The organism is Pantoea sp. CS_6, assembly GCF_041954745.1.
Taxonomy (GTDB): domain Bacteria; phylum Pseudomonadota; class Gammaproteobacteria; order Enterobacterales; family Enterobacteriaceae; genus Pantoea; species Pantoea stewartii.
The window spans coordinates 61,106-84,924 of the sequence record NZ_JAVAYG010000015.1 but is presented as its reverse complement, the minus strand read 5'-3'; the positions used below and the strand labels follow the sequence as shown (position 1 = coordinate 84,924).

Sequence of the window (23,819 nt, the reverse complement as noted above, 5' to 3'; positions counted from 1 at the left end):
GTGCCCATCGGTTACCATCTAAGCCCGTTTTTTACTTAACTGAAAGCTACGCAAACTATGACTCAAGTCGCAAAAAAAATTCTGGTAACCTGCGCCCTGCCTTACGCTAACGGCTCAATTCATCTCGGCCACATGCTCGAGCATATCCAGGCGGACATTTGGGTGCGTTATCAGCGAATGCGTGGCAATCAGGTTTACTTCATCTGCGCCGATGACGCCCACGGCACGCCGATCATGCTGAAGGCTCAGCAGTTGGGCATTGCGCCGGAACAGATGATTGCTGAAATGAAACACGAGCACGAAACAGATTTTGCCGGTTTTAATATCAGCTATGATAACTATCACTCAACGCACGGCGACGAGAACCGTGAGCTGGCCGGACTCATCTATGGTCGCCTGAAAGAGAACGGTTTCATTAAGAACCGCACAATTTCTCAGCTGTACGATCCGGAAAAAGGCATGTTCCTGCCTGACCGTTTCGTGAAAGGCACCTGCCCGAAATGTAAAACGCCTGACCAGTACGGCGACAATTGCGAGGTGTGCAGCGCGACCTACAGCCCGACCGAACTGATCGATCCGAAATCTGTGGTGTCCGGTGCAACCCCTGTGCTGCGTGATTCCGAGCACTTCTTCTTTGACCTGCCGTCATTCAGCGAAATGCTGCGCGCCTGGACGCGTTCTGGCGCACTGCAGGAGCAGGTCGCCAATAAAATGCAGGAGTGGTTCGAATCCGGTCTGCAACAGTGGGATATCTCCCGTGATGCGCCGTACTTTGGCTTCGAAATTCCTGGCGCGCCGGGCAAATACTTCTACGTCTGGCTGGATGCGCCGATCGGCTATATGGGCGCGTTTAAGAACCTGTGTGACAAACGCGGCGACATCAGTTTTGACGAATTCTGGCAGCAGGGTTCCACCACAGAGCTGTACCACTTCATTGGTAAAGACATCGTCTACTTCCACAGCCTGTTCTGGCCTGCCATGCTGGAAGGCAGCGGCTTCCGCAAACCCAACAACCTGTTTGTGCATGGCTATGTGACCGTAAATGGCGCAAAAATGTCGAAGTCGCGCGGAACCTTTATCAAAGCCAGTACCTGGTTACAGCATCTGGATGCCGACAGCCTGCGCTATTACTATGCGGCCAAGCTTTCTTCGCGTATTGATGACATCGACCTGAATCTGGAAGATTTTGTTCAGCGCGTCAACGCCGACATTGTGAACAAAGTGGTCAACCTGGCGTCACGTAATGCCGGTTTTATCACCAAACGCTTTGACGGCAAGCTGTCCGCAGAACTGGCCGATCCGGCGCTTTATCAAACCTTCCTGGACGCATCCGAAAAAATTGGCGAGGCCTGGGCAAGCCGTGAATTTGGCCGGGCGATTCGTGAAATTATGGCGCTGGCCGATCTGGCCAACCGTTATGTTGACGAGCAGGCACCGTGGGTGGTGGCGAAGCAGGAAGGCCGTGATGCCGATCTGCAGGCTATTTGCTCCATGGGCATTAACCTGTTCCGTGTGCTGATGACCTGGCTGAAGCCTGTGCTGCCGTCGCTGAGCGAGCGAGCCGAAGCTTTCCTGAACACTGAACTCAGCTGGGACGCTATTCAGCAGCCGCTGCTCGACCATCAGGTTGCGCCGTTTAAAGCCCTGTATGGTCGCATTGAGATGGCGAAAGTCGAGGGCCTGATTGAAGCGTCGAAAGCCGACGCGGCTGAAGCCAGTAAACCGACGGTCAGCGGCCCACTGGCGGATGCGCCGATTGGCGATACCATCACGATTGATGACTTTGCCAAAGTTGATATGCGCGTGGCACTGATTGAGAAAGCGGAACTGGTGGACGGCTCAGACAAACTGCTGCGTCTGGAGTTGGATCTGGGCGGCGAGAAGCGCCAGATTTTCTCTGGTATCCGTGCAGCCTATCCTGACCCGGCCGTACTCGTCGGCAAAATGACCATTATCGTGGCGAACCTGGCACCACGTAAAATGCGCTTTGGCGTCTCGGAAGGCATGGTGCTGTCTGCGGGGCCGGGCGGCAAAGACCTGTTCGTGTTGTCTGTCGACAGTGGCGCAGTGCCGGGTATGCCCGTTAAATAAGGCGTTCGCCCTTCCTGCATCTGATGGCAGGAAGGGCCGTTCTGCCTTACGCTGACAGCTGGCACGCCAGATCGTCAGTGCGTAGGATTACGCTCGTTGGAAACAGGAGCCTGTCATGCACACCGTGCTAGCGATAAGTTGGCGTTATCTGCGCGCTTTTACCCTTCTCTATCTCTGTTTATATGCCGGAAACGGCGTAGCAAGGTTGCTGCCCATTACGCTGCCCGGCAGCATTATTGGCATGCTGATTTTGTTTACCCTGCTCGCGTCTCAAATCGTGCCGGTCCACTGGGTTAAGCCCGGTTGTCATCTTATCATTCGCTATATGGCGCTGCTGTTCGTTCCCATCAGTGTGGGCGTCATGAATTACACCGATCTGCTGACCGCGCAGTTTGGCCCTATCGTGGTCTCGTGTCTTGTCAGTACCTTCGCTGTCCTGAGCATCGTGGGGTTAAGTGCCCACAAGCTGCATTCGCACGCGCCGAGGAAAGAGGTGAAGGATGAGTGATATCTGGTGGTCATTGCCCCTGACGCTGGGCGCATTTTTCCTGGCGCGCAGACTGGCTGCCGCGCTGAAGATTGCCCTGCTGAACCCCTTGCTGGTTTCGATGGCGATCATCATTCCCATCCTGCTGTTACTGCAACTGCCCTATACACGTTACTTTGCCGGAAGCCAGGTGCTTAATGCCCTGCTACAGCCCGCCGTGGTCGCACTGGCGCTGCCGCTGTATGAGCAGATGCATCAGATTCGCGCCCGCTGGAAATCCATTATCGGCGTATGCCTGATCGGCAGCCTGACGGCAATGACCTCCGGCACGGCGATCGCCCTGTGGATGGGGGCAACGCCGGAAATCGCCGCCACGATTTTACCTAAATCCGTCACCACACCGATCGCGATGGCGGTATCCGGCTCTCTGCACGGCATTCCCGCTATCAGTGCGATTTGTGTACTGATAGCCGGTGTGCTCGGTGCGGTATTTGGCCATATGGTGCTGAATCTGTTGGGCGTGAAAAGTAAAGCGGCACGCGGTCTGGCGATTGGTAATGCGTCCCACGCGCTGGGAACCGCCCGGGCGGCGGAACTGGACTTCCAGGAAGGGGCATTTAGTTCGCTGGCACTGGTGATCTGCGGCATCGTAACGTCGTTACTGGCACCCTTTGTTTTTCCGCTGCTACTGCACTGGTTTGGCTAAAACTTTGGGAGAGATCTCGCAAAGTTGAAAACTCTAAGACACGTTGCATTGTCAGAGCGACAGAGATCACATATAAACCGATGTCTGGCACATTGCCTGAAGATTGAATGAGGCTTCCATGCATCCACGTTTCCACTCTGCCTTTGAATTACTGCCGGCTCCCCTGCAAACCGCGCTTCGTCCGGTGCTGAGCGAGCCGGGATTTGACGCGATGCTGCGGGCCGATCAGGTCACCCTCCTGCAACAGCAAACCCAACTGGATGCGGACGCCCTCGCCCTGGCGCTGCTTCCGGTCGCGGCGGCCTGCGCGGTCGCCTCGCTGTCCCATTTTAACGTCGGTGCCATTGCACGCGGGATAAGCGGTAACTGGTATTTCGGTGCCAATATGGAGTTTGCCGGTGCCACCATGCAGCAAACCGTGCATGCAGAACAAAGCGCCGTTACGCACGCCTGGCTGCGCGGCGAAGCGCGCCTGGAGACCATCACCGTCAACTACACGCCGTGCGGGCATTGCCGCCAGTTCATGAATGAGCTTAACAGCGGCACGGCGATTCGTATCAGCCTGCCCCAGCGCCCGGTGCAGACGTTAGCGCACTATCTGCCTGACGCTTTCGGTCCCGGCGACCTGCACATCACCGAACGGCTGATGGATAAGGTGGATCATGGCTTTGTTGTCACGGGCGATGCGCTGTCGCAGGCGGCCATTGACGCGGCCAACAAGAGTCATGCCCCTTACAGCCGCGCGTTCAGTGGCGTTGCAGTGCAAACCGCCTCAGGCCGTATTTTTAGCGGTCGCTATGCGGAAAATGCGGCCTTCAATCCCAGCCTGCCTCCGCTTCAGGCCGCACTGATTTTGCTGAATATGGCCGGCGAATCCTGCGAGGCGATTCAGGCAGCGGCGCTGGCCCAGCCCCGACAGCCTGCGTTAGATCAGTATTCAGCGACGCAGGCAACACTGCGCGCGCTGGGCTGCGACAACCTTAACGTTATCGAGCTGGCGTAAAGCGTAATGCGGGGCACGGTTTTAAACAGTTTCTAAATCTTTTATTTACAAAAGCTGTACATCCGCGAGAAATTTCATAGGATCTGACGCCAGGCCTTCTTTATCAAAATAAACTGGCGTCCTCTACCCTCTTATTGCGCCAGGAACACTCGCAACCGGAGCATTACTGCATGGAACTCGAATACGAAAGTAAACGCCCGCTCTATATTCCCTACGCTGGCCCTATTCTGCTGGAATTTCCCCTGCTGAATAAGGGCAGCGCCTTCAGCATCGAAGAGCGTAACGAATTCAATCTCAACGGCTTACTGCCCGAAGCGGTCGAAACCATTGAAGAGCAGGCGAAACGCGCATGGCGTCAGTTTCAGGACTTCAAAAATAATAACGACAAGCACGTCTACCTGCGCAATATTCAGGACACTAACGAAACCCTGTTCTACCGTCTGCTGGACAATCATCTTGAAGAGATGATGCCAATTATTTATACGCCAACCGTCGGCGCAGCCTGCGAACACTTCTCTGAAATTTATCGCCGCGCCCGCGGTGTGTTCATCTCATATCCCAACCGTGAACACATCGAAGACATGCTGCAAAACGCCACCAAACAGAACGTTAAAGTCATCGTGGTGACCGACGGTGAGCGTATTCTGGGCCTGGGTGACCAGGGCATCGGCGGCATGGGTATTCCGATTGGTAAACTGTCGCTGTATACCGCGTGCGGCGGCATCAGTCCGGCTTACACCTTACCGGTGGTGCTGGATGTCGGTACCAATAACCAGCAACTGCTGAACGATCCGCTTTATATGGGCTGGCGTCACCCACGTATCACCGGTGAGGAGTACGATGAATTCGTTAATGAATTTATCCAGGCCGTGAAACGCCGCTGGCCGAAAGTGCTGCTGCAGTTTGAAGACTTTGCGCAGAAAAACGCAATGCCGCTGCTGGAGCGCTATCGCGATGAAGTGTGCTGCTTCAACGATGATATTCAGGGCACCGCTGCTGTCACCGTGGGCACTCTGATTGCCGCCAGTCGTGCTGCCGGAAGCCGTTTGTGCGAACAAAAAGTGGTGTTCCTGGGGGCAGGTTCAGCCGGCTGCGGTATCGCAGAGCAAATCATTGCGCAGATGAAGTCGGAAGGTCTGAGCGATGAAGAGGCGCGTAGCCGCGTAATGATGGTCGACCGCTTTGGCCTGCTCACTGATAAGTTGCCTAACCTGCTCGATTTCCAGAGCAAGCTGGTGCAGAAAAGCGACAACCTAAAAGACTGGGATACGGCCAGTGATGCGATTTCGCTGCTGGACGTAGTGCGCAACGCCAAACCCGATATTCTGATTGGGGTTTCAGGCCAGCCCGGACTGTTCACCGAAGAGATCATCCGCGAGATGCACAAGCACTGCAAACGTCCTATTGTGATGCCGCTCTCTAACCCCACCTCGCGCGTTGAAGCCACGCCAGCGGATATTATCGCCTGGACCGATGGTGCTGCACTGGTCGCGACCGGGAGCCCGTTCTCACCGGTTTCATGGAACGGTAAAACCTATCCGATCGCGCAGTGTAACAACTCCTATATCTTCCCGGGCATCGGTTTAGGGGTGATTGCCTCGGGCGCATCACGCGTAACCGATACCATGCTGATGACAGCCAGCCGCGCACTGGCAGACTGCTCGCCGCTGGTCAACGATGGTGAAGGGCCGGTACTGCCTGAAATCAAAGATATTCAGGGCGTGTCGAAAGTGATCGCAATGGAAGTGGGCAAAGCCGCGCAACTGGCGGGCGTTGCCGTGGTGACCTCGGAAGACGTGCTGTCACAGTCTATTTCGAACAACTTCTGGCTGCCGCAATACCGTCATTACCGCCGTACCTCGATCTAAAAAGGTCTGCGCTGGATCATCCTCTGATCCAGCGCTGCTTAAAATAGCACCAGCCAGACGGGGTAAACTTGCTTCGCGAGGGTTGCTCAAGTAGCCTTGTCCCACCAAAACCTCTCATCTCGAGTGCTCAGGCGCATGTTGAAACGCGTTTTCATTGCTCTGCTTTTCATCATCTTAACGATGGTGGCGACGGCGCTTGGCCTGGATCGCTGGATAAGCTGGAAAACCGCCCCCTATATTTACGACAATCTGGCCTCACTGCCCCATCGTCAGGTCGGTGTTGTGCTGGGCACGGCAAAATATTACCGCACCGGGGTGATTAATCAGTACTACCTCTACCGGATGCAGGGCGCGCTTAACGCCTATAACAGCGGCAAGATTAACTATTTACTGCTGAGCGGAGACAATGCGCAGCAGAGCTATAACGAACCCATGACCATGCGGCGCGATTTAATTAAAGGTGGCGTCGACCCGGCGGATATCGTACTGGATTACGCGGGCTTTCGGACGCTGGACTCCATTGTCCGCACGCGCAAGGTATTCGATACCAACGATTTTATTATCATCACCCAGCGCTTCCACTGTGAGCGGGCACTGTTTATCGCCCTGCACCTTGGCATTCAGGCTCAGTGCTACGCTGTGCCCTCGCCGAAAAATATGCTGACGGTGCGCATGCGTGAGGTCGGTGCACGTCTTGGCGCGCTGGTAGATTTGTACCTCCTCAAGCGTGAACCGCGCTTTCTCGGGCCTCTGGTGCCCATTCCCGCCGTACATGATGTGCCGGAGGATGCGCAAAGCTATCCTGCTGTCACCCCTGAGCAACTGCTGGAACTGGAACAAAAGCGCCATCAGTAAGCCGCCTTTGTCTGGCTGACAGCCCGCTGACCCTGGCGTGAAGATAGACTGTGAGAACGGATGATAACGCCGGCGCGGCAGGCTCCGCCTTTCTGACAGGAGTGCATCGCCGACGCGTAGCATCCTTGCTATGGCGAAACAAGGCTTAGCGCGGGACTTTGCGATGGCGTCAGGGCTTATCACGCATCGTTACCAAGGATGACAGTCAGTCCAGCGCGGCGGATTTGCTGCTTTTTTACCTTACTGACCGGCTGACCTGCTGACCTGCTGACTCAGGATTTTGCGTCCACAGGACAGCTTTCTGTTCCTGATTAAAGTCAATTCGAACACGCATTCTCATAGCGGGCATCCTGCTGGCTCGCCGTGAATCCGCGTTCTTTCCTGCTTCCGGGCGCACGCTGGCGGCTTCCGTGCCATAAAAAAAGCGGCCCGCAGGCCGCTTAGCTTACATGATGACTTCTGCCGTTATTTTTTACGTGCGTACTTCAACGAGTCGAGCGCCACAGCAAAAATAATGATGCCGCCCTTGATGATGTACTGCCAGTACGGGTTAATGCCGATGTAGGTCAAGCCGTAGTTGATGACGGTGAAGATCAACACACCGGTCACGACACCGGCCACCGTCCCCACACCACCGGCAAAAGACACACCACCGACGACGCAGGCCGCGATAGCATCCAGCTCGTACATAAAGCCAAGGTTGTTCGTTGCCGAGCCGATACGGCCCGCTTCCAGCATGCCGCCGAAAGCATAGAACACGCCTGAAAGGGCATAAATCAGAATCAGGTTCAGGTTGACGTTTACGCCGGAGACTTTTGCCGCTTCCGGGTTACCGCCGATGGCAAAAATGTTTTTACCGAAACGCGTTTTGTTCCACAGAATCCAGACGAACACGATCGCAATCACCGCATAGAAGGTGATGTAGGACAGCTTAAAATCCCCGAAACGCAGGAAGCCTTGCGTAAAGGTTGAGAAGCCGTCATAGAAGCCTGCAATTGGTGATGCGCCTACGAAGTCGTAATACAGCGAGTTGATACCGTAAACGATAATCATGGTACCCAACGTAGTGATAAACGGCGTCACTTTCAGATAAGCAATGATCACGCCGTTCACCAGGCCGATAACGGCACCAATCGCACAAACAATCAGGATCACCACAGGAATCGGTACGGTTTCCAGATGTGGGAACACTTTGTTTGGGTTATCCATAGCCTGCAGCAGCGAAGCGGCCACGATAGCGGCGAGGCCAACCTGACGACCGGCTGACAGGTCTGTCCCCTGAGTCACAATCAGTCCCGCAACGCCCAGCGCAATGATAATACGCACCGAGGATTGGGTCAGAATGTTACTCAGATTCATTAAACTTAAGAATGTCGGATCCTGGAAAATAATAATCGCCAGCAGTACCAGTAGCACGACATAAATGCCACCCTCTTTCAGCCAGGTTAGCGCATTCTTTTTTGTAGTCGCTTTCATGTTAACAGCCCTTACTTCATTAAAGGTGTAATGACGCTAAACGCAATATTTCGTTCTGCGTAGTCGTTTTTGTATCAACAATGCCAGCGACCAGACCGTTACTCATGACCAGAATACGATCGGTGATGCCTAACAGCTCTGGCATTTCGGAAGAGATAATAATGATGCCCTTTTCTTTTTTTGCCAGCTCAGCCATCAGCTGGTAAATCTCGAATTTGGCCCCCACATCAATACCGCGAGTGGGTTCATCGAGCATCAATATTTCGGGCTGCGTCAGCAACCAGCGTCCAATAATCACCTTCTGTTGGTTACCACCTGAAAGCGAACCAATTTGGGTGTGGTGGCCTGGCGTTTTTACCCGCATGGAGTCGATAACCCATTGGGTATCACTCTTCATACGCTTATTATCCAGCAGACCAATGTTGTTCTTATATTTTTTAATATTGGAGATGAGAGAATTAAAACCAATATCCAGAAACGCATAAATACCGGTAGAGCGACGTTCTTCCGTCACAAGAGCAAAGCCATGATTGATGGCTTCGTTCGCCGTGTGATTATTAATCGTTTTACCGTGCAGTTTAATTGTGCCGCCCGATTTTTCGCGAATGCCAAACAGCGTTTCGACGATATCCGTACGTTTTGCACCGACCAACCCGGCAATACCGAGTATCTCCCCTTTACGCAAATCAAACGAAATATCACGAATAGAAGGCTGACGCAGAGAGGTTAAATTGCGCACCTCAAGAATGGTCTCGCCCGGCACATTTACGCGATCCGGGAAGCGCTGGCTTAATGAACGCCCCACCATCATGGCGATGATCTTATCCATGTCCAGCCCTTCGAGCGGCTGGGTTGCAATCCACTGACCATCACGCAGAACCGTAATTTCATCACACAACTGGAAGATCTCTTCCATTTTGTGTGAAATATAAACAATGCCGCAGCCGCGATCTTTCAGCTTACGGATAATCGTGAACAGATGATTAACTTCTTTTTCCGTCAACGAGGATGTCGGTTCATCCATGATCACGATTTTGGCGTCATAAGAAAACGCTTTGGCAATCTCAATCATCTGCATTTGCGAGACGGAGAGATGCGCGACTTTGTCACGGGGATCGATGTTAATATCCAGCTCGTCAAAAATCGCTTTGGTATCACGGTACATTTTTTCCTGATCGACAAAGAAGCCTTTGCGTGGATAACGCCCAAGCCACATGTTGTCCATCACGGTACGCTGTAATACCAGGTTTAATTCCTGGTGCACCATTGACACGCCATTTTCCAGCGCCTCTTTGGAACTTTTAAAATCTATTTCCTGCCCTTGAAAAAGAATACTTCCGGTATCTTTTTTGTAGATACCAAATAAACATTTTAACAACGTTGATTTACCAGCGCCGTTTTCACCCATCAGTGCATGAACGGAGTGAGGCCGCACTTTTAAATTTACGTTGTCGAGAGCTTTAACGCCGGGAAATGATTTACTGACGTTGGTCATTTCCAGCAGATATTCGCGCTGCGCGGTCGTATTATCACTGGCCATAATTTACCTGGCTAAAAAACGGTGATGACATAAAAAAGGCGCAGCAGCCGCCGCGCCCGTTTGCACATAATTATTTCTGGAACTGAGACAGGTTTTCCTGATCAACCGGTACGTAGGGTACGCGTACGATCTTATCGACCATCTTGAAGTTGGTGCCTTCGGTGGCCGGTTTACCATCGGCAAGGTTCTTCGCCATATCGATGGTGGCTTTCGCCTGGTTTTCCGCATCGTTCAGCACCGTACCGGCCATCGCGCCAGATTTAACCAGCGCCAGCGCCTCAGGTAAGGCATCCACACCAAATACCGGGATAGAAGACATGTTGTGTGCCTTCAGCGCTTCAACAGCCCCCATCGCCATCGCATCGTTGTTCGCGATTACCACTTCGATTTTCTTGGCGTTAGGGCCTGACAGCCAGGCGTCCATTTTGTCTTTAGCCTGTGCGGTATCCCACATTGCCGTATCCATCGCTAACTGCTGGGTTTTCACACCATCTTTGTTCAGCGTATCGATAACATATTTGGTACGCGCTTCAGCATCAGGATGGCCTGGTTCGCCTTTCAGCAGCACATACTGGATCACACCGTCTTTGTTCAGATCCCAGGCCGGGGTCGCTTTCCAGTGCTTCTCAATCAGTTTGCCCTGAATCACGCCAGACTCTTTCGAATCGGTACCGACGTAGTAGGCTTTATCGTAGCTGGCCAGTACTTTGGCGTTAGGTTCTTTGTTGAAGAACACAACCGGGATATCGTTCGCACGGGCTTTCTGTACCACGACGGCCGCTGCAGCCGGATCGACCAGGTTGATGGCTAACGCTTTCACGCCTTTTGCCATCAGCACGTCAATTTGATCGTTTTGTTTTGACTGATCGTTCTGCGAGTCATTCATCAGCAGCTGGATGCCGCCCAGCGTTTTGGCTTCTTTCTCGATGTCTTTACGTACCATCGACATAAAGTTGTCGTCGTACTTATAAATAGTCACGCCGATACGGGTATCAGCGGCGTGGGCTACTGCACCAAACATCATGCTGGCAACCAGTGCTGTGAGCGTGAAAACCTTCTTATTCATGGTATCTCCGGTTTTTCTGTAGGGTCTTTTTATGTTCTGCTGCGTCAAGCCGCGGAAGAACATCGGGTAAGAATTATCCGGCGAGGCAAGATGCGCTCTAAATCAGACTGAGCCACTGCTGTGCCGTGCCAAACTCGACTTCCATGTAGGTCAATGCGTCCGTAAAGCGTGTGTTATAAGCCTGAACCAACGATGCTGTCGGTGCCCTCAACGGGAGAGTGGCGTTACATAATGTTTCAGTACTGTAAGACGTTGCCATCATAGTGATAGCAATGTTAATTAACTGTGAATACAATCACAGATTGAAAACGGTTACATCGCGGAATCGCCCGAATTAGTGACGGACTCCACACTTTGCTTTTGCGCGACGGAATGGCGGCGAACGAGGGTGGGCATAAAGATATGTTTCGCCGTAGTGTCAAGACAGCCTGCCGCGCCCTGCAGGGCCAGTTCAGTGGCAAGTTTTGCCATAGAAACAATAGGATAACGGACTGTGGTAAGTTGAGGATCGGTGTACCGCGAAACCGGAATATCATCGAAGCCGACGACAGAAAAATGGTGCGGCACCTGAATGCCATTGTCTTTCAGAGCGGTAAGGGCACCGGCCGCCATACCATCGTTATAGGCGAAAATGGCGCTGAGATTCAGATTGCGTCCCAGCAGTTCCACCATTGCGGCTTCGCCCCCTTGCATATCCGGCTCTGCGCTGGCTATCCAGCTTTCCTGTGGGCGGATTCCCTGCTCTGCCATCGCCTGTAACCAGCCTTCACGCCGTTGATCCACATCTTCAATGGGATGACTGGAACAGAGATAGCCGATGCGGGAATGCCCCTGTTGCAGCAGCATGCGTGAGGCCATTAAGGCCCCGGTCACATTATCCAGACTGACGCAACGGGCCTCATAACCCGGTATACTGCGGTTGATAACCACCATACCTGGCACCTGACTCATAAAGCCCGCCAGCTCTGCGTCTGAAAGCGTTTTCGCATGGACCACCAGCGCATTGCACCGTTGCCGTATCAACACTTCGATAGCGTGACGCTCTTTTTCTTCCTGATGCCAGGAGTTGCTGATCAGTACATGTTTCTGGACGCGCTGTGCCACGGTATCCACCGCTTTGACCAGCGCGCCAAAAAAGGGATCGGAGACATCCATGACGACGACGCCGATCGTATCGCTCACCTGGGTTGCCAGCGCCTGAGCATTGGCATTTGGGCGATAGCCCAGAGCGTCAACCGCCTGTAACACGACGTCACGTGTTTCAGCGGTGACCGCGCTGCTGTTATTTAGTACGCGCGAGACAGTCGCTACGGACACGCCCGCCTGACGCGCAACATCTCGAATGGTTATCATGCAGCACTTCCAGAGAAAAGGCATTACGCCGGTTATGGCACCGGCGCTATTCTGTCAGGGAAGTGCATGGGACAGCGTGAATTGCGTCACATCAATGAAAACGGTTACATACAATTCTGCAACCTTTGTGATGACCGTCATTATCTTTCTGAGGATGACGTGGGGTGCGGCGTGGCAAGAAAGCGTGTCAGACGACGCCAGATCCATTCCACCGGCCCCTGCGGGAAATAGCGTAGCCACAGCACGGAAAACAGCAGGTTAATACACCATATGCCTGGCACCATCATGACCAGTTGCCAGCGCGTAAAGTGCATAAAAAGCCCGAAGCGGTAGAACAGCGTAGTGCCGATCAGGGACTGCAGCAGATAGTTACTGAGCGCCATACGGCCCACGCACTGGATAGCATAACTCATCCGCCAGCGCTGAATGGCTGGCCAAAATCCAAAGCACAGTGCGGCATAGCCGATACTGATTAACGGGCTGGCAAGATCACGCGGCAGTTGTAAATAGAACGCACTCCAGCGTGCATCCCAGTCCACAAACCATTGCGCGGCCACACCTGCCGTCGCTATCCCCAGCCCAATCGGCAGTAACATCCGCGCAACGCGCCGGTAATGGGACACGGGAAACGTTCCTTTCAGCCAGCCGCTACGTAACAAGGCCGCGCCCAGCAGCATCAGTCCGGCCAGTTGCCAGCCATACTGCGCCACTAGTGCCATTAAACTGGAGGAGAGGTTATCCAGGCGGATGCGTACCGCCGCCAGCCCGCCGTTGACCTTCCAGAACTGTTCATACTGAATGTCTGCGGCGCCGGGCAACCACGAGCGTGACGGCTCGGCGCTGCTAATCAGGGCAAAGATCAGCAACAGCGCACAGCCCACCAGATAAAGTAAAATCCCGGTATTGATTAGCCCACGCGTGGACGGCGCATCGCGCAGCATCCGCCAGACGATCAGGCCGATAATGCCGTAATCCAGCAGGATATCGCCTTCCCAGATAAAAATGCTGTGAAGAAACCCCAGCAGCACCAGTAATGACAGACGGGCGGACAGCCAGCGACTTCCGCGCGGCAGCTGCAGTTGCAACCCCGCGCCAAACAGCAGCGCAAAGAGCGTCAGAAATTTAAGCTGCGCGAAGATATCGGACAGCGCCCATGTCCACGCATCAGACAAGGTGACGCTGCCCTGCCAGGCAGGATTGAGATAGGCCGCAGAAGGTAAGCCAAAACCAATAATATTCAGCAACAGGATGCCGAGAATGGCACAGCCGCGAATAAAATCCAGCGCAAGGTAGCGTTGCATAGCGGCTCCTGACGGACCCGGCAGGCGCATCTGCGCCCACCTGTCGATATTAACTGTGACGCACCGCGCGCAGAAATTCCTGACGGGTATTCTGGCTGGATTTAAACAGACCGCCCAGGGAAGTGGTCGTGGTGGCACTGGTGGCATCCTTCACACCGCGTGCTTTTACACAGTAGTGGACGGCATCAATGGAAACAGCAACGTTATTGGTGCCTAACAATGTTTGCAGCGCCAGCAGCACCTGCTGGGTCAGACGCTCCTGCACCTGAGGTCGCTGGGCAAAAAACTGCACGATGCGGTTAATTTTGGATAAACCAATCACTTTGTCTTTGGGAATATAGGCGACGGTGGCTTTACCATCGATAATCACAAAGTGATGTTCACAGGTGCTGGTCAGCGTAATGTCGCGTACCGTGACCATCTCGTCCACCTTCATCTTGTTTTCGATAAGGGTGATTTTGGGGAAATTGGCGTAATCGAGACCGGAAAAGACCTCATCGACATACATTTTAGCGATGCGGTGCGGGGTTTCCATCAGGCTGTCATCTTCAAGATCCAGATTCAGCAACTGCATGATTTCCGTCATATGGCCTGCAATCAGGCTTTTGCGCGTTTCATCGTCCATTTCACGCGTAGGTGCACGCAGCGGCGTTTCCAGCCCACGCGCCAGCAGCGCTTCGTGAACCAGTGCAGCTTCCTGACTTAAGGTACTCATCTTACTCTTCTCCGGCAGGTGTTGCGCCCGCAGTCTGTTACCTGCGGGTCATATTACTGAGCGCGTATTGTGAAACTTTCTGTGCAGGGAATCCAGCAATCAATCTGATTGGAGATGAAAGCTTTTCACGCGGCCCGCCGCCACACTAACAGGCCCGCCCAGACCAGGCTGGCGCCTGCTACCCATAACGCAGGCTCAAGGTGGTGCAGAAACAGGGTTGAAAGCGAGGAAAGTAAGGGGCCAGCCAGTTGCCCAATCGCATAGCCGGTGGTCAGTAAGCCCGCCATATAGCGCGTATGCTGCGGAGCCAGTTCACGCGCGCAAAGCAGCGACAACTGCACGACACTCAAAAAGCCCCCGCCCACCAGCAGCGCACCGAGTAACAAACCACCGAACCCCGGCAACAAGGCGGCCGCCAGCACGCCCAGCGCCTGGGCCCAGAGCGTGATGGCCAGGCGGGCATGCGCCTGCCCCATTCGACGCGTCACAATACCGATGACGATGCCCAGCATCGCCGCCCCGCCAAATACCGGCCAGACCAGCTGCGCCAGCGCACTGCCCGGAAAACGGGCTGCCGCCATTTGCGACAAAAAGGTGGCAGGCAAAATATAGCCAAACCCCGCCAGGCTGTAGCTCAGGACCAGCCGCCGCAGGTTGGGCGTCAGCGTCAGCGGCGCTGGTACCTGCCCTGCCCGGTGCAGCGCCCCCGTACGCGGCAGGTTGCGGCAGATGGCCGCCACCAGCACGGCGGCCAGCACAGCGTAAATGCCCCACGCCAGCGTCACAGAGACCTGTAAACTGTGTAAGATGACCGCCAGCAGGCCGCTGATGAAAATGCCAGCGCCGGGACCGGCAAAGACCGCCGCCGACAGACCAGGACGACCGTAGTGATGCAGTTGCTCATTGCTCCACGCGGCCACCAGCACCATGGCCCAGCCGCTGGCCCAGCCAATCACAAAGCGAATGATCCCGTGCAGCCAGGGGCCCCCGGCACAGGCTGACAACGCGGTTAACACCACCGCGCCCCAAACCCCCAGATGCAGGCGCCACTCCACACGCTGCTGCGCGCGCATCGCGTCAAAGGAACCGCACAGGTAACCCAGATAGTTTAATGCTGCGACCACACTGGCACTGGTCAGGGTTAACTGATCAGCCTGAATCAGTAAAGGCACCTGGGGCGTAAACGCAAAACGGCCGATGCCCATGACGACAAACAAGGTCAAAAACGCACTTATCGCGACGCGAAATGCCATTGGGCACCTCAGTTTTTTTAAATTGAAACTTGCGTACAGCATGAACGATGCTTAGAATCACGAAAAGTGAATAATATTAACCAACTTGCTTACAGGAAGAGAACACATGGATTTAGTCCAGCTACGTATGTTCTGTTCCGTGGCAGAGAGCGGTTCTCTTGCCCGTGCTGCGGAACAACTGCATCGGGTGCCTTCTAACCTCACCACGCGCCTGCGCCAGTTGGAAGAGGAACTGGGTGCCGATCTGTTCATTCGGGAAAAACAGCGTATTCGCTTATCCCCGATGGGCCATAACTTTCTTAACTATGCGCAGCGCATTCTGGCCCTGAGCGATGAAGCCTTAAGTATGGCGCGCACCGGTAAGCCTGGCGGGAATTTTGCGCTGGGCTCGATGGAAAGTACGGCGGCAACGCGCCTGCCTGGTCTGCTGGCTGCCTATCATCAGCGTTTTCCGGCGGTCGCCTTATCGCTGATCACCGGCACCTCCGGTGAAATTATCGATCGGGTTCGCGAAGGAACACTGGCCGCGGCGTTGGTCGACGGGCCGGTTCAGCATGACGATCTGAATGGCTGTATTGCGTTCCGTGAAGAGATGGTGCTCATCACTGACCTTGACCACATCCCGGTGACGAGCGCACGCGATACTCAGGAAGATACGTTGTTTGCGTTCCGCAACAGCTGCTCTTACCGGGTGAAACTGGAAGCCTGGTATCGCGACAGCCAGGCCGCGCCAAACAGCGTCATGGAGATTCAGTCTTATCATGCCATGCTGGCCTGTGTCGCAGGCGGTGCAGGCGTGGCGATGATTCCGGCGTCGGTCCTGAAACAGATGCCAGAGCGCGCACGGGTTCAGGTACACAGCCTGCCGGCGAAGTATCGTGATACTGCGACCTGGCTGATGTGGCGACGGGACGCCTTTACGCCCAATGTTGAGGCACTCAAGTACCTTATTATCGAACAGTTTCACGATCGTCCGCTCAACGATGAGCTGATGCATCCTTTACAGGCGGCGGAATAAGATTTCCGCGCTATTTTTAATGAATCACGACCATCCAGACGCCATAACGCGTCACAATCTGACTGGAAGAGGGATTGCATGAACATGATCAAAACCCGTGCCGCTGTCGCCTGGGCCGCTGGCGAACCACTGAAAATTGAAGAAGTGGATTTAATGCCGCCGCAAAAAGGGGAAGTGCTGGTCCGTATCGTTGCCACTGGCGTTTGTCATACGGATGCTTATACGCTGTCAGGTAGCGATCCGGAAGGCGTGTTCCCGGCGATTCTGGGTCACGAAGGCGGCGGTATCGTTGAAGCGGTCGGCGAAGGCGTCACCAGCGTGGAAGTGGGCGATCATGTTATCCCGCTTTACACGCCGGAATGTGGTAAATGTAAGTTCTGTCTGTCAGGCAAAACCAATCTGTGCCAGGCCATCCGCACCACACAAGGTAAAGGCCTGATGCCTGACGGCACGACGCGTTTCTTTAAAGACGGTAAACCCATTTTTCACTATATGGGCACGTCAACCTTCTCCGAATACACCGTCGTCCCGGAAATCTCTCTGGCGAAAATCAGTAAAGAAGCGCCACTGGAAGAAGTGTGCCTGCTGGGCTGCGGCGTAACCACCGGTATGGGCGCGGTGATGAACACCGCTAAAGTTAAAGAAGGCGATACCGTTGCCATCTTTGGTCTGGGCGGCATTGGTTTGTCAGCGATTATCGGCGCGAAAATGGCGAAGGCCGGCCGCATCATTGGTATTGATATCAATACCAGCAAATTCGACCTGGCCCGTAAACTTGGTGCGACCGATCTGATCAACCCTAAGGATTACGATAAACCTATCCAGGACGTGATTGTTGAACTCACCGACGGCGGCGTGGATTTCTCCTTTGAATGTATCGGTAACGTCAACGTGATGCGTTCTGCCCTGGAGTGCTGCCATAAAGGCTGGGGCGAGTCGGTGATCATTGGCGTCGCCGGTGCAGGCCAGGAAATCTCTACGCGTCCGTTCCAGTTAGTCACAGGGCGCGTCTGGCGTGGCTCTGCGTTTGGTGGCGTGAAAGGTCGCTCGCAGCTGCCTGGGATTGTGCAGGATTACCTCGATGGTAAATTTGCGTTGAACGACTTCATTACGCATACCATGCCGCTGGAAGAGATAAACGACGCCTTTGATTTGATGCACGAAGGGAAGTCGATCCGCTCCGTCGTTCACTTCAATAAGTAATCTGGGGCGCTATGACATCTTCTCTTGAGTTACTGGAAGAACACCGTATTTTTGGCGGCTGGCAGCAGCGCTGGCGTCATCCCTCCCAGGTGCTGAACTGCCCGATGACGTTCAGCATCTATTTGCCCCGTCCGCGCGGGGATTCGCCCCCACCGGTGGTGTGGTTTCTGGCAGGCCTGACCTGCAATGATGAAAACTTTACCACCAAAGCGGGTGCGCAGCGCGTCGCCGCTGAACTGGGGCTGGTGCTGATCATGCCCGATACCAGCCCGCGCGGTGAGGCGGTGGCCAATGACGAGGGCTATGATCTGGGCCAGGGCGCGGGCTTTTATCTCAATGCGACGCAGCAGCCCTGGGCGAGCCACTATCGGATGTTCGACTACCTTAGTGAGGAGCTGCCTGCGCTGATTGCCGATAACTTTAAGGTCAGTGAACGTCAGTCGATCATGGGGCACTCTATGGGCGGACACGGCGCGCTGATGCTGGCGTTACGCCTGGCAAACCGCTTTGCCTCCGCCTCCGCCTTTGCGCCGATTGTGAATCCCGCCGATGTGCCCTGGGGACAAAAGGCGTTCACCGCTTATCTGGGAGAGGATCGCCAGGCCTGGCGGGCATACGACAGCTGTCAGCTGATGCGCGAGGTTCAGCATCGCCTGCCGTTATTGATCGATCAGGGCGACAGCGATCAGTTTTTGGCGGATCAGCTTCAGCCGGAGCGATTAGAGGCAGTGGCGCAGGAGATGGATTTCCCGTTAACTCTGCGTATTCAGCCAGGCTACGATCACAGTTACTTCTTTATCGCCAGCTTCGTGGAAGATCATCTGCGCTTTCATGCGCAGCACTTGTTGGTGGGATAACACAACCGGGGATGGCGTGCGCCATCCCCGTTTTTTTACATCAGCCCTTCCCGGACTAATCCGTCAATCATGACCTGCGGCATTCCGCGGGAACAGTGCTCAATGCGGCCCTGCACGCCATAAACCTGCGCCAGCGTAGTGGGCGTGATCACGCTATCCGGTGCGCCTTCTGCGATTAACTGTCCCGCTTTGAGCATCAGCGCATGCTGCGCGTGACGTAAAGCGATATTGATATCGTGGACCACGACCACCGTCACCATATTGCGCAGCGCCGTCTCACGCCGCACTAAATCCATAACGTGAAACTGGTAGTTTAAATCCAGCGCACTCAGCGGTTCATCCAGCAGTAACAGCGCAGGCCGGCGAATCAACGACTGGGCCAGGCCAACAAGCTGCTTTTGTCCACCCGAGAGCTGATCCAGATACCGCATTGCCAGATGGGCAATGCCCAGTTGATCCAGCAGTTTCATGACATCGGCTTCACTGGCGGGACTGTGCAGGCCCGATGACGCACGCTGCGCGACAATAATGGACTCCAGCACATGCAGATGCACCCCCGCAGGCAACGATTGCGGCAGGTACACAACCTGTCTGGCCCGGCGGGCAAACGGCTGAGTCATCAGATCTTCGCCGTTTAACCACAGTTCGCCCTGCCCTTTATTCAGCCCGGCCAGCGCACGCAGTAAGGTGGATTTACCGCAGCCGTTCGGTCCCAGCAGGACCGTGATTTCGCCACGCGGTAACGGCTCGACGTGAAGGTTATCAATGACCTGACGTTTAGGATAACCGGTGGTGAAGCCGCGCAGGCGTAATCCCTGTTCCATTACACATGCCCTCGGTGACGCAAAATGATACTCAGGAAAAACGGCACCCCAATGAGCGAGGTCACAATCCCGACCGGGATAATGGCTCCGGGAATCAGGTTTTTGGAAGCCACTGAAGCCAGCGACAGCACAAGGGCACCGGTCAGCGCACTGGCCGGTAGATAGAAGCGATGATCTTCGCCGAACATCATACGGGCGATGTGCGGTGCGACCAGGCCAATAAAACCAATCGGGCCGACAAAGGCGACCGCTAAGGCGGATAGCACACTAATACGCAGCAAAGTCGCCAGGCGCAGACGGCGCACGTCGATACCAAAACTCACGGCCCGGTCTTCCCCCAGGCGCAGTGCGGTCAGTTTCCAGCTACTGAGCAGGGAAAACGGCACCAACAGCACAAAAGCCGCGCTCAGTACGCCCAGTTTTTCCCAGGACGCACGCGCCAGGCTGCCCATGGTCCAGAACACCAGCCCCTGTAACGTATCTTCACTGGCGATAAACTGCATCATCGACACCAGCGCATTAAAGGTAAACACCAGGGCAATACCAAATAACACCACGCCAGATGACGAGACCTGCGTCCAGCGCGTAATGCCGTCCAGCATTAAGGCGGCCAGCAGAGCAAAGATAAACGCATTGGCTGAGATAAACCACTGACCGGAGATCCCCGGAATCCCTACGCCTAAAATAATGGCCAGTGCGGCGCCGAACGCCGCCGCCGAGGAAACGCCCAGCGTAAACGGACTGGCAAGCGGGTTATTAAGGATGGTTTGCATTTCTGCACCGGCAAGGCCCAGTGCAAGGCCGACCACGATGGCCATGAGCGCATAAGGCAGGCGGATATCCCAGACAATGACGCGCGTGCCTGCATCAACGCTCTCGGGTGAGAGCAGCGTGTGCCACAACGTCGATAGCGAAAGTCCGGCCGGGCCGAGCGTAAAGTCCAGAACCAGTGACGCAAGGATCGCCACCAGCAACGCCCCTATCCAGAACAGGCGGCGGCGCAAAACCTGATGATAATTTTTCAGTATGGGCTGATGGCCTGCTTCAGCACCAATCAACGAGGATTCCGTTGTCATGGTTCAATCCAGTAATGGCTCCAAAATTAAAAACGCAGCCACAATAGTGCAGGTGATAATAATTATCAATTCATGGAATGTTAATAGTGATGACGTAACGTAAAAGCGCACGGCGTTTACCGTGCGCTTTTAACCCGTTATGAGCGGGGAAATTCCATCTCACTGTATTTCACAATGCGTCCGCCCCGCACCAGCCTGTAACCCAGCCAGATCAGCAGGAACAAAGGCAGGCCAATATAGGTCGCTGCAACGCTGTACCAGTCAATGGTGTCCTGCAGGAAGGCCTGGTAATTCTGACCGAGCGTAATAATCAGACAGAGTACAAAGGCAAAAATGGGCCCCAGTGGGAAGAAGCCTGAGCGGTACGGCAAGTCGCTCAGATCGCGCCCCTGAGCCACATAACCGCGACGGAAACGATAGTGACTGATGGCAATCCCTAACCAGGCGATAAAGCCTGTCATACCGGAGGTATTCAGCAGCCAGAGATAGACTTCCTGATTACCAAATTTTGAGGTTAAAAAGCACAAACCCGCGACGACGGTGGTGGCCCATAACGCATTACGCGGTACGCCGCCTTTTGACAGCCGGGCAAAAATGCGCGGCGCTTTACCTTCACACGCCAGGTTATACAACATGCGCGTTGAGGCATACATCCCGGAGTTACCCGCCGACAGTACCGCCGTTAAAATCACCGCGTTCATGACCGCCGCCGCAGACAGCAGGCCGGCATTCTGGAACACCAGGGTAAACGGACTCACGCTGATATCTTTAATATCATTGTGCAGCAGTTGCGGATCGGTATAGGGCAGAATCAGACTGATAATCAGAATGGCCAGCACATAAAACAGCAGGATGCGCCAGAACACCTGACGCACGGCGCGCGGAATGTTTTTCGCCGGATCTTCAGATTCACCCGCCGCTATGCCGATGAGTTCAGTCCCCTGGAAAGAAAAGCCGACAATCATTGCAACACCGATCATCGCCGCGAAGCCTCCGGCAAACGGCGCATCGCCTACCTGCCAGTTATGCCAGCCTGCATTTTCCGCGCCACGCATAATGCCCACAATCATCAACACGCCCACCACGATAAAGATCACGACGGTGGCGACTTTGATCAAGGAAAACCAGTATTCGGTCTCGCCAAAGCCTTTGACTGAAATGTAATTGATCAGGAACATCAGGCTCAGGAACAGTGCGCTCCAGATCCAGCCCGGCGTGTCGGGGAACCAGTAATTCATAACCAGTTGCGATGCCACCAGGTCGACAGCAATGGTGACCGCCCAGTTGTACCAGTAATTCCAGCCCAGGGCGAAACCAAAGCCCTCTTCCACGTATTTGGCACCGTAGGTGGCGAAGGAGCCCGAAACCGGCATAAAGGCGGCCAGTTCGCCGAGGCTGGTCATCAGGAAATAGACCATTAAGCCAATTAAGGCATATGAGAGTAATGCCCCGCCGGGGCCAGCTTGAGAGATGGTGGCACCGGATGCCACAAACAGACCTGTACCGATTGATCCGCCAATGGCGATCATGGTGAGATGGCGTGCTTTTAGATCGCGTCGTAACGCAGGTTGTTGTGTTGTATTTGTATCATTATGCATGTGTAAACATTACGCTGGGTAAAAATAAGGCGCGATTGTAGCAGCAAAGGCCACGCTGTATAGCGAATGCTACGCTGTTATTAGTTACCTTCATGATTGGCGCGAAATTATTAGCGGCGCCGCCTGTTTCCCTGAAATTCAAGGGGTTGAACCGCTGATTAAACCACCATTCATCGGGCGTTTACGTTTCCCGGCAGTACGATAAAAACCGCGACAGGGCCTTTGAGATGTGTTTTTGTCGATGGTGGATGCGATAAAGCGTGCGCGTCAGATTCGGCAAAGGCGTTTTCAGCTCAATCAGCGTCCCGGCGCTCAACTGCTCGGCAATCACACGACGTGATAAGCAACTGATGCCCATCCCGTGCCGCACGGCATGCTTTATCGCTTCGGAGTTGCCCAGCTCCATGCCCAACTGAAATGTCGGCAAATGGGACAACAGCAGATAATCGACAATCTCGCGCGTACCTGAGCCGCGCTCGCGGAGAATCCAGGTGGCCTCAGCCAGCGAGGTCAGCGTGACGGGCTGCTGCAAAATGGCGGCGTCCGGTGCGGCAAAGACCACCAGCTCATCTTCCAGCCAGGGCTCGCTGACCAGTTCCGTCATATGGCACGGCCCCTCAATTAATCCCACATCGACGCGAAAATCGGAAACGGCTGTGATCACGTCCTGACTGTTTCCCACGCTCAGCTCTAAAGGCAACGTGGGGAAATCACGGCGGTAACCGGCAATCATCCCCGGCAGCAGATAATTCCCGATGGTGCTGCTGGCATAAATACGAATAGCCCCGTTATCTTCTTTGAATAACTGTTCGATTTCTGTGGCCTGTTCGAGCAGGCCAACGGCACGGGGATAAAGTAACCGGCCATGTTCGTTGAGCACTAGCCGCTTTCCTACCCGATCGAAAAGCTGCACACCTAACTGGTTTTCCAGGTCAGCCAGGGCGGCACTGACAGCAGACTGGGAGAGCGCCAGCACCTGAGAAGCCTGGGTGGTAGAGCCGCTTTTAAGCACCTCGGTAAACACTTCAATTTGTCGCAGGGTAATATGCATGAAAACTCCGGAATCACTTAGCGCGCGACAAGGTAAACGATCAGGGCGATCCACAGCAGAAAAATCACACCCAGTACACCCAATACTTTTTTACCGCGTGCACGCTGTTGCTGCGCACGCGCGACGCTGCGGGCCCGAACCTCGCGCGGCAGCATTTTCAGCAGTAACATGACACCGGCAGGGATAATGACGGCATCGTCTACTAGTCCCACAACCGGGATAACATCCGGAATCAAATCGATCGGACTTATGCCGTACGCCAGCAACCCGGCGGCCAGGCCTTTACACCACAGCGGTGTTTGAGGATCGCGACAGGCAAAGGCGAGCGTCAGCACATCGCGTTTGATGAGCGTGATTAAGCGTTTCAGTCGTGCAAACAGCATAGTTCCTGCCTTATCACTTATAGCGGTAGATTATAAATATATAATCAATTTCACTTTTAACAAGCCCCGCATGATGATGAGCGCTCAACCAGGAG

21 protein-coding genes are annotated in these 23,819 nt (G+C 54.5%); 9 read left to right on the top strand and 12 right to left on the bottom strand.

Annotation, left to right across the window (positions count from 1 at the left end):
- The first annotated feature begins 57 nt into the window (after window positions 1-57).
- The 6 genes from metG (at window position 58) to sanA (ending at window position 7,010) form a co-directional block, all read left to right on the top strand.
- Window positions 58-2,091, top strand: a complete 2,034-nt coding sequence (metG, locus tag RAC90_RS19225) for a methionine--tRNA ligase (RefSeq protein WP_375124661.1) — start codon at window positions 58-60, stop codon at window positions 2,089-2,091.
- 115 nt (window positions 2,092-2,206) lie between these two features.
- A complete protein-coding gene (locus RAC90_RS19220; protein WP_375124660.1) occupies window positions 2,207-2,599 on the top strand; it encodes a CidA/LrgA family protein in 393 nt (130 codons plus the stop codon).
- Window positions 2,592-3,284: a CidB/LrgB family autolysis modulator gene (locus tag RAC90_RS19215; RefSeq protein ID WP_006119921.1), complete on the top strand. Its 693-nt coding sequence runs from the start codon at window positions 2,592-2,594 to the stop codon at window positions 3,282-3,284. Before RAC90_RS19220 ends, RAC90_RS19215 begins: the two co-directional genes overlap by 8 nt.
- Before the next feature lie 118 nt (window positions 3,285-3,402).
- The gene (gene cdd, locus RAC90_RS19210) at window positions 3,403-4,287 is read left to right on the top strand and encodes a cytidine deaminase (protein WP_375096433.1); all 885 of its coding nucleotides are present in this window, start codon (window positions 3,403-3,405) and stop codon (window positions 4,285-4,287) included.
- 170 nt (window positions 4,288-4,457) lie between these two features.
- A complete protein-coding gene (locus RAC90_RS19205) occupies window positions 4,458-6,155 on the top strand; it encodes an NAD-dependent malic enzyme (protein ID WP_006119924.1) in 1,698 nt (565 codons plus the stop codon).
- A gap of 135 nt (window positions 6,156-6,290) precedes the next feature.
- Window positions 6,291-7,010, top strand: coding sequence for an outer membrane permeability protein SanA (gene sanA / locus RAC90_RS19200; protein WP_006119925.1), 720 nt, complete (start codon window positions 6,291-6,293; stop codon window positions 7,008-7,010).
- Window positions 7,011-7,475: 465 nt separating this feature from the next.
- Here sanA and mglC read toward each other — a convergent pair whose 3' ends face one another.
- The 7 genes from mglC to RAC90_RS19165 form a co-directional block, all read right to left on the bottom strand.
- A complete protein-coding gene (gene mglC / locus RAC90_RS19195) occupies window positions 7,476-8,486 on the bottom strand; it encodes a galactose/methyl galactoside ABC transporter permease MglC (protein WP_006119926.1) in 1,011 nt (336 codons plus the stop codon).
- A 19-nt stretch (window positions 8,487-8,505) separates the two neighbouring features.
- On the bottom strand, window positions 8,506-10,026 hold the full coding sequence (gene mglA, locus RAC90_RS19190) for a galactose/methyl galactoside ABC transporter ATP-binding protein MglA (protein ID WP_006119927.1): 1,521 nt from the start codon (window positions 10,024-10,026) through the stop codon (window positions 8,506-8,508).
- A gap of 70 nt (window positions 10,027-10,096) precedes the next feature.
- Window positions 10,097-11,092 (bottom strand): galactose/glucose ABC transporter substrate-binding protein MglB, encoded by a 996-nt coding sequence (gene mglB, locus RAC90_RS19185; RefSeq protein ID WP_033740552.1) that lies wholly within the window; start codon window positions 11,090-11,092, stop codon window positions 10,097-10,099.
- A 312-nt stretch (window positions 11,093-11,404) separates the two neighbouring features.
- Window positions 11,405-12,445, bottom strand: a complete 1,041-nt coding sequence (gene galS, locus RAC90_RS19180; protein WP_110268213.1) for an HTH-type transcriptional regulator GalS — start codon at window positions 12,443-12,445, stop codon at window positions 11,405-11,407.
- 140 nt (window positions 12,446-12,585) lie between these two features.
- Entirely contained in the window at window positions 12,586-13,746 is a 1,161-nt protein-coding gene (yeiB, locus tag RAC90_RS19175; RefSeq protein WP_058702636.1) for a DUF418 domain-containing protein YeiB, read from the bottom strand.
- Window positions 13,747-13,795: 49 nt separating this feature from the next.
- Window positions 13,796-14,461: a GTP cyclohydrolase I FolE gene (gene folE, locus RAC90_RS19170; protein ID WP_006119934.1), complete on the bottom strand. Its 666-nt coding sequence runs from the start codon at window positions 14,459-14,461 to the stop codon at window positions 13,796-13,798.
- A gap of 125 nt (window positions 14,462-14,586) precedes the next feature.
- Window positions 14,587-15,714 (bottom strand): YbfB/YjiJ family MFS transporter, encoded by a 1,128-nt coding sequence (locus tag RAC90_RS19165; protein WP_133745372.1) that lies wholly within the window; start codon window positions 15,712-15,714, stop codon window positions 14,587-14,589.
- 106 nt (window positions 15,715-15,820) lie between these two features.
- Between RAC90_RS19165 and RAC90_RS19160 the strand changes: the two genes are divergently transcribed.
- From RAC90_RS19160 to fghA, 3 genes are all read left to right on the top strand, one after another.
- Entirely contained in the window at window positions 15,821-16,732 is a 912-nt protein-coding gene (locus RAC90_RS19160) for a LysR family transcriptional regulator (protein WP_033740559.1), read from the top strand.
- 78 nt (window positions 16,733-16,810) lie between these two features.
- Window positions 16,811-17,935, top strand: a complete 1,125-nt coding sequence (locus tag RAC90_RS19155; protein ID WP_033740561.1) for an S-(hydroxymethyl)glutathione dehydrogenase/class III alcohol dehydrogenase — start codon at window positions 16,811-16,813, stop codon at window positions 17,933-17,935.
- 11 nt (window positions 17,936-17,946) lie between these two features.
- Complete coding sequence (gene fghA / locus RAC90_RS19150; RefSeq protein WP_006119939.1) at window positions 17,947-18,792, top strand: S-formylglutathione hydrolase; 846 nt, start codon at window positions 17,947-17,949, stop codon at window positions 18,790-18,792.
- Between the two features lie 35 nt (window positions 18,793-18,827).
- On the opposite strand, the gene RAC90_RS19145 is transcribed toward fghA, so the two are convergent.
- The 5 genes from RAC90_RS19145 to RAC90_RS19125 form a co-directional block, all read right to left on the bottom strand.
- Window positions 18,828-19,616: an ABC transporter ATP-binding protein gene (locus tag RAC90_RS19145; RefSeq protein WP_033740562.1), complete on the bottom strand. Its 789-nt coding sequence runs from the start codon at window positions 19,614-19,616 to the stop codon at window positions 18,828-18,830.
- Window positions 19,616-20,692, bottom strand: a complete 1,077-nt coding sequence (locus RAC90_RS19140) for an iron ABC transporter permease (RefSeq protein WP_054633448.1) — start codon at window positions 20,690-20,692, stop codon at window positions 19,616-19,618. The genes RAC90_RS19145 and RAC90_RS19140 overlap by 1 nt, the downstream gene beginning before the upstream one ends.
- Before the next feature lie 137 nt (window positions 20,693-20,829).
- Window positions 20,830-22,290: an amino acid permease gene (locus RAC90_RS19135; protein WP_033740564.1), complete on the bottom strand. Its 1,461-nt coding sequence runs from the start codon at window positions 22,288-22,290 to the stop codon at window positions 20,830-20,832.
- A 181-nt stretch (window positions 22,291-22,471) separates the two neighbouring features.
- Entirely contained in the window at window positions 22,472-23,341 is an 870-nt protein-coding gene (gene yieE / locus RAC90_RS19130; protein WP_033740566.1) for a DNA-binding transcriptional regulator YeiE, read from the bottom strand.
- A gap of 17 nt (window positions 23,342-23,358) precedes the next feature.
- A complete protein-coding gene (locus RAC90_RS19125; protein WP_006119946.1) occupies window positions 23,359-23,724 on the bottom strand; it encodes a YkvA family protein in 366 nt (121 codons plus the stop codon).
- Window positions 23,725-23,819: the final 95 nt, after the last annotated feature.

What these genes read in the sequence shown, in the direction of transcription:
- folE (WP_006119934.1), bottom strand. Translation starts at nt 14,461, where the DNA reads ATGAGTACCTTAAGTCAGGAAGCTGCACTGGTTCACGAAGCGCTGCTG.
- fghA (WP_006119939.1), top strand. Translation starts at nt 17,947, where the DNA reads ATGACATCTTCTCTTGAGTTACTGGAAGAACACCGTATTTTTGGCGGC.
- RAC90_RS19205 (WP_006119924.1), top strand. Translation starts at nt 4,458, where the DNA reads ATGGAACTCGAATACGAAAGTAAACGCCCGCTCTATATTCCCTACGCT.
- yeiB (WP_058702636.1), bottom strand. Translation starts at nt 13,746, where the DNA reads ATGCAACGCTACCTTGCGCTGGATTTTATTCGCGGCTGTGCCATTCTC.
- RAC90_RS19140 (WP_054633448.1), bottom strand. Translation starts at nt 20,692, where the DNA reads ATGACAACGGAATCCTCGTTGATTGGTGCTGAAGCAGGCCATCAGCCC.
- RAC90_RS19125 (WP_006119946.1), bottom strand. Translation starts at nt 23,724, where the DNA reads ATGCTGTTTGCACGACTGAAACGCTTAATCACGCTCATCAAACGCGAT.
- RAC90_RS19215 (WP_006119921.1), top strand. Translation starts at nt 2,592, where the DNA reads ATGAGTGATATCTGGTGGTCATTGCCCCTGACGCTGGGCGCATTTTTC.
- RAC90_RS19135 (WP_033740564.1), bottom strand. Translation starts at nt 22,290, where the DNA reads ATGCATAATGATACAAATACAACACAACAACCTGCGTTACGACGCGAT.
- sanA (WP_006119925.1), top strand. Translation starts at nt 6,291, where the DNA reads ATGTTGAAACGCGTTTTCATTGCTCTGCTTTTCATCATCTTAACGATG.
- metG (WP_375124661.1), top strand. Translation starts at nt 58, where the DNA reads ATGACTCAAGTCGCAAAAAAAATTCTGGTAACCTGCGCCCTGCCTTAC.
- galS (WP_110268213.1), bottom strand. Translation starts at nt 12,445, where the DNA reads ATGATAACCATTCGAGATGTTGCGCGTCAGGCGGGCGTGTCCGTAGCG.
- mglA (WP_006119927.1), bottom strand. Translation starts at nt 10,026, where the DNA reads ATGGCCAGTGATAATACGACCGCGCAGCGCGAATATCTGCTGGAAATG.
- yieE (WP_033740566.1), bottom strand. Translation starts at nt 23,341, where the DNA reads ATGCATATTACCCTGCGACAAATTGAAGTGTTTACCGAGGTGCTTAAA.
- mglC (WP_006119926.1), bottom strand. Translation starts at nt 8,486, where the DNA reads ATGAAAGCGACTACAAAAAAGAATGCGCTAACCTGGCTGAAAGAGGGT.
- mglB (WP_033740552.1), bottom strand. Translation starts at nt 11,092, where the DNA reads ATGAATAAGAAGGTTTTCACGCTCACAGCACTGGTTGCCAGCATGATG.
- RAC90_RS19165 (WP_133745372.1), bottom strand. Translation starts at nt 15,714, where the DNA reads ATGGCATTTCGCGTCGCGATAAGTGCGTTTTTGACCTTGTTTGTCGTC.
- cdd (WP_375096433.1), top strand. Translation starts at nt 3,403, where the DNA reads ATGCATCCACGTTTCCACTCTGCCTTTGAATTACTGCCGGCTCCCCTG.
- RAC90_RS19160 (WP_033740559.1), top strand. Translation starts at nt 15,821, where the DNA reads ATGGATTTAGTCCAGCTACGTATGTTCTGTTCCGTGGCAGAGAGCGGT.
- RAC90_RS19155 (WP_033740561.1), top strand. Translation starts at nt 16,811, where the DNA reads ATGAACATGATCAAAACCCGTGCCGCTGTCGCCTGGGCCGCTGGCGAA.
- RAC90_RS19220 (WP_375124660.1), top strand. Translation starts at nt 2,207, where the DNA reads ATGCACACCGTGCTAGCGATAAGTTGGCGTTATCTGCGCGCTTTTACC.
- RAC90_RS19145 (WP_033740562.1), bottom strand. Translation starts at nt 19,616, where the DNA reads ATGGAACAGGGATTACGCCTGCGCGGCTTCACCACCGGTTATCCTAAA.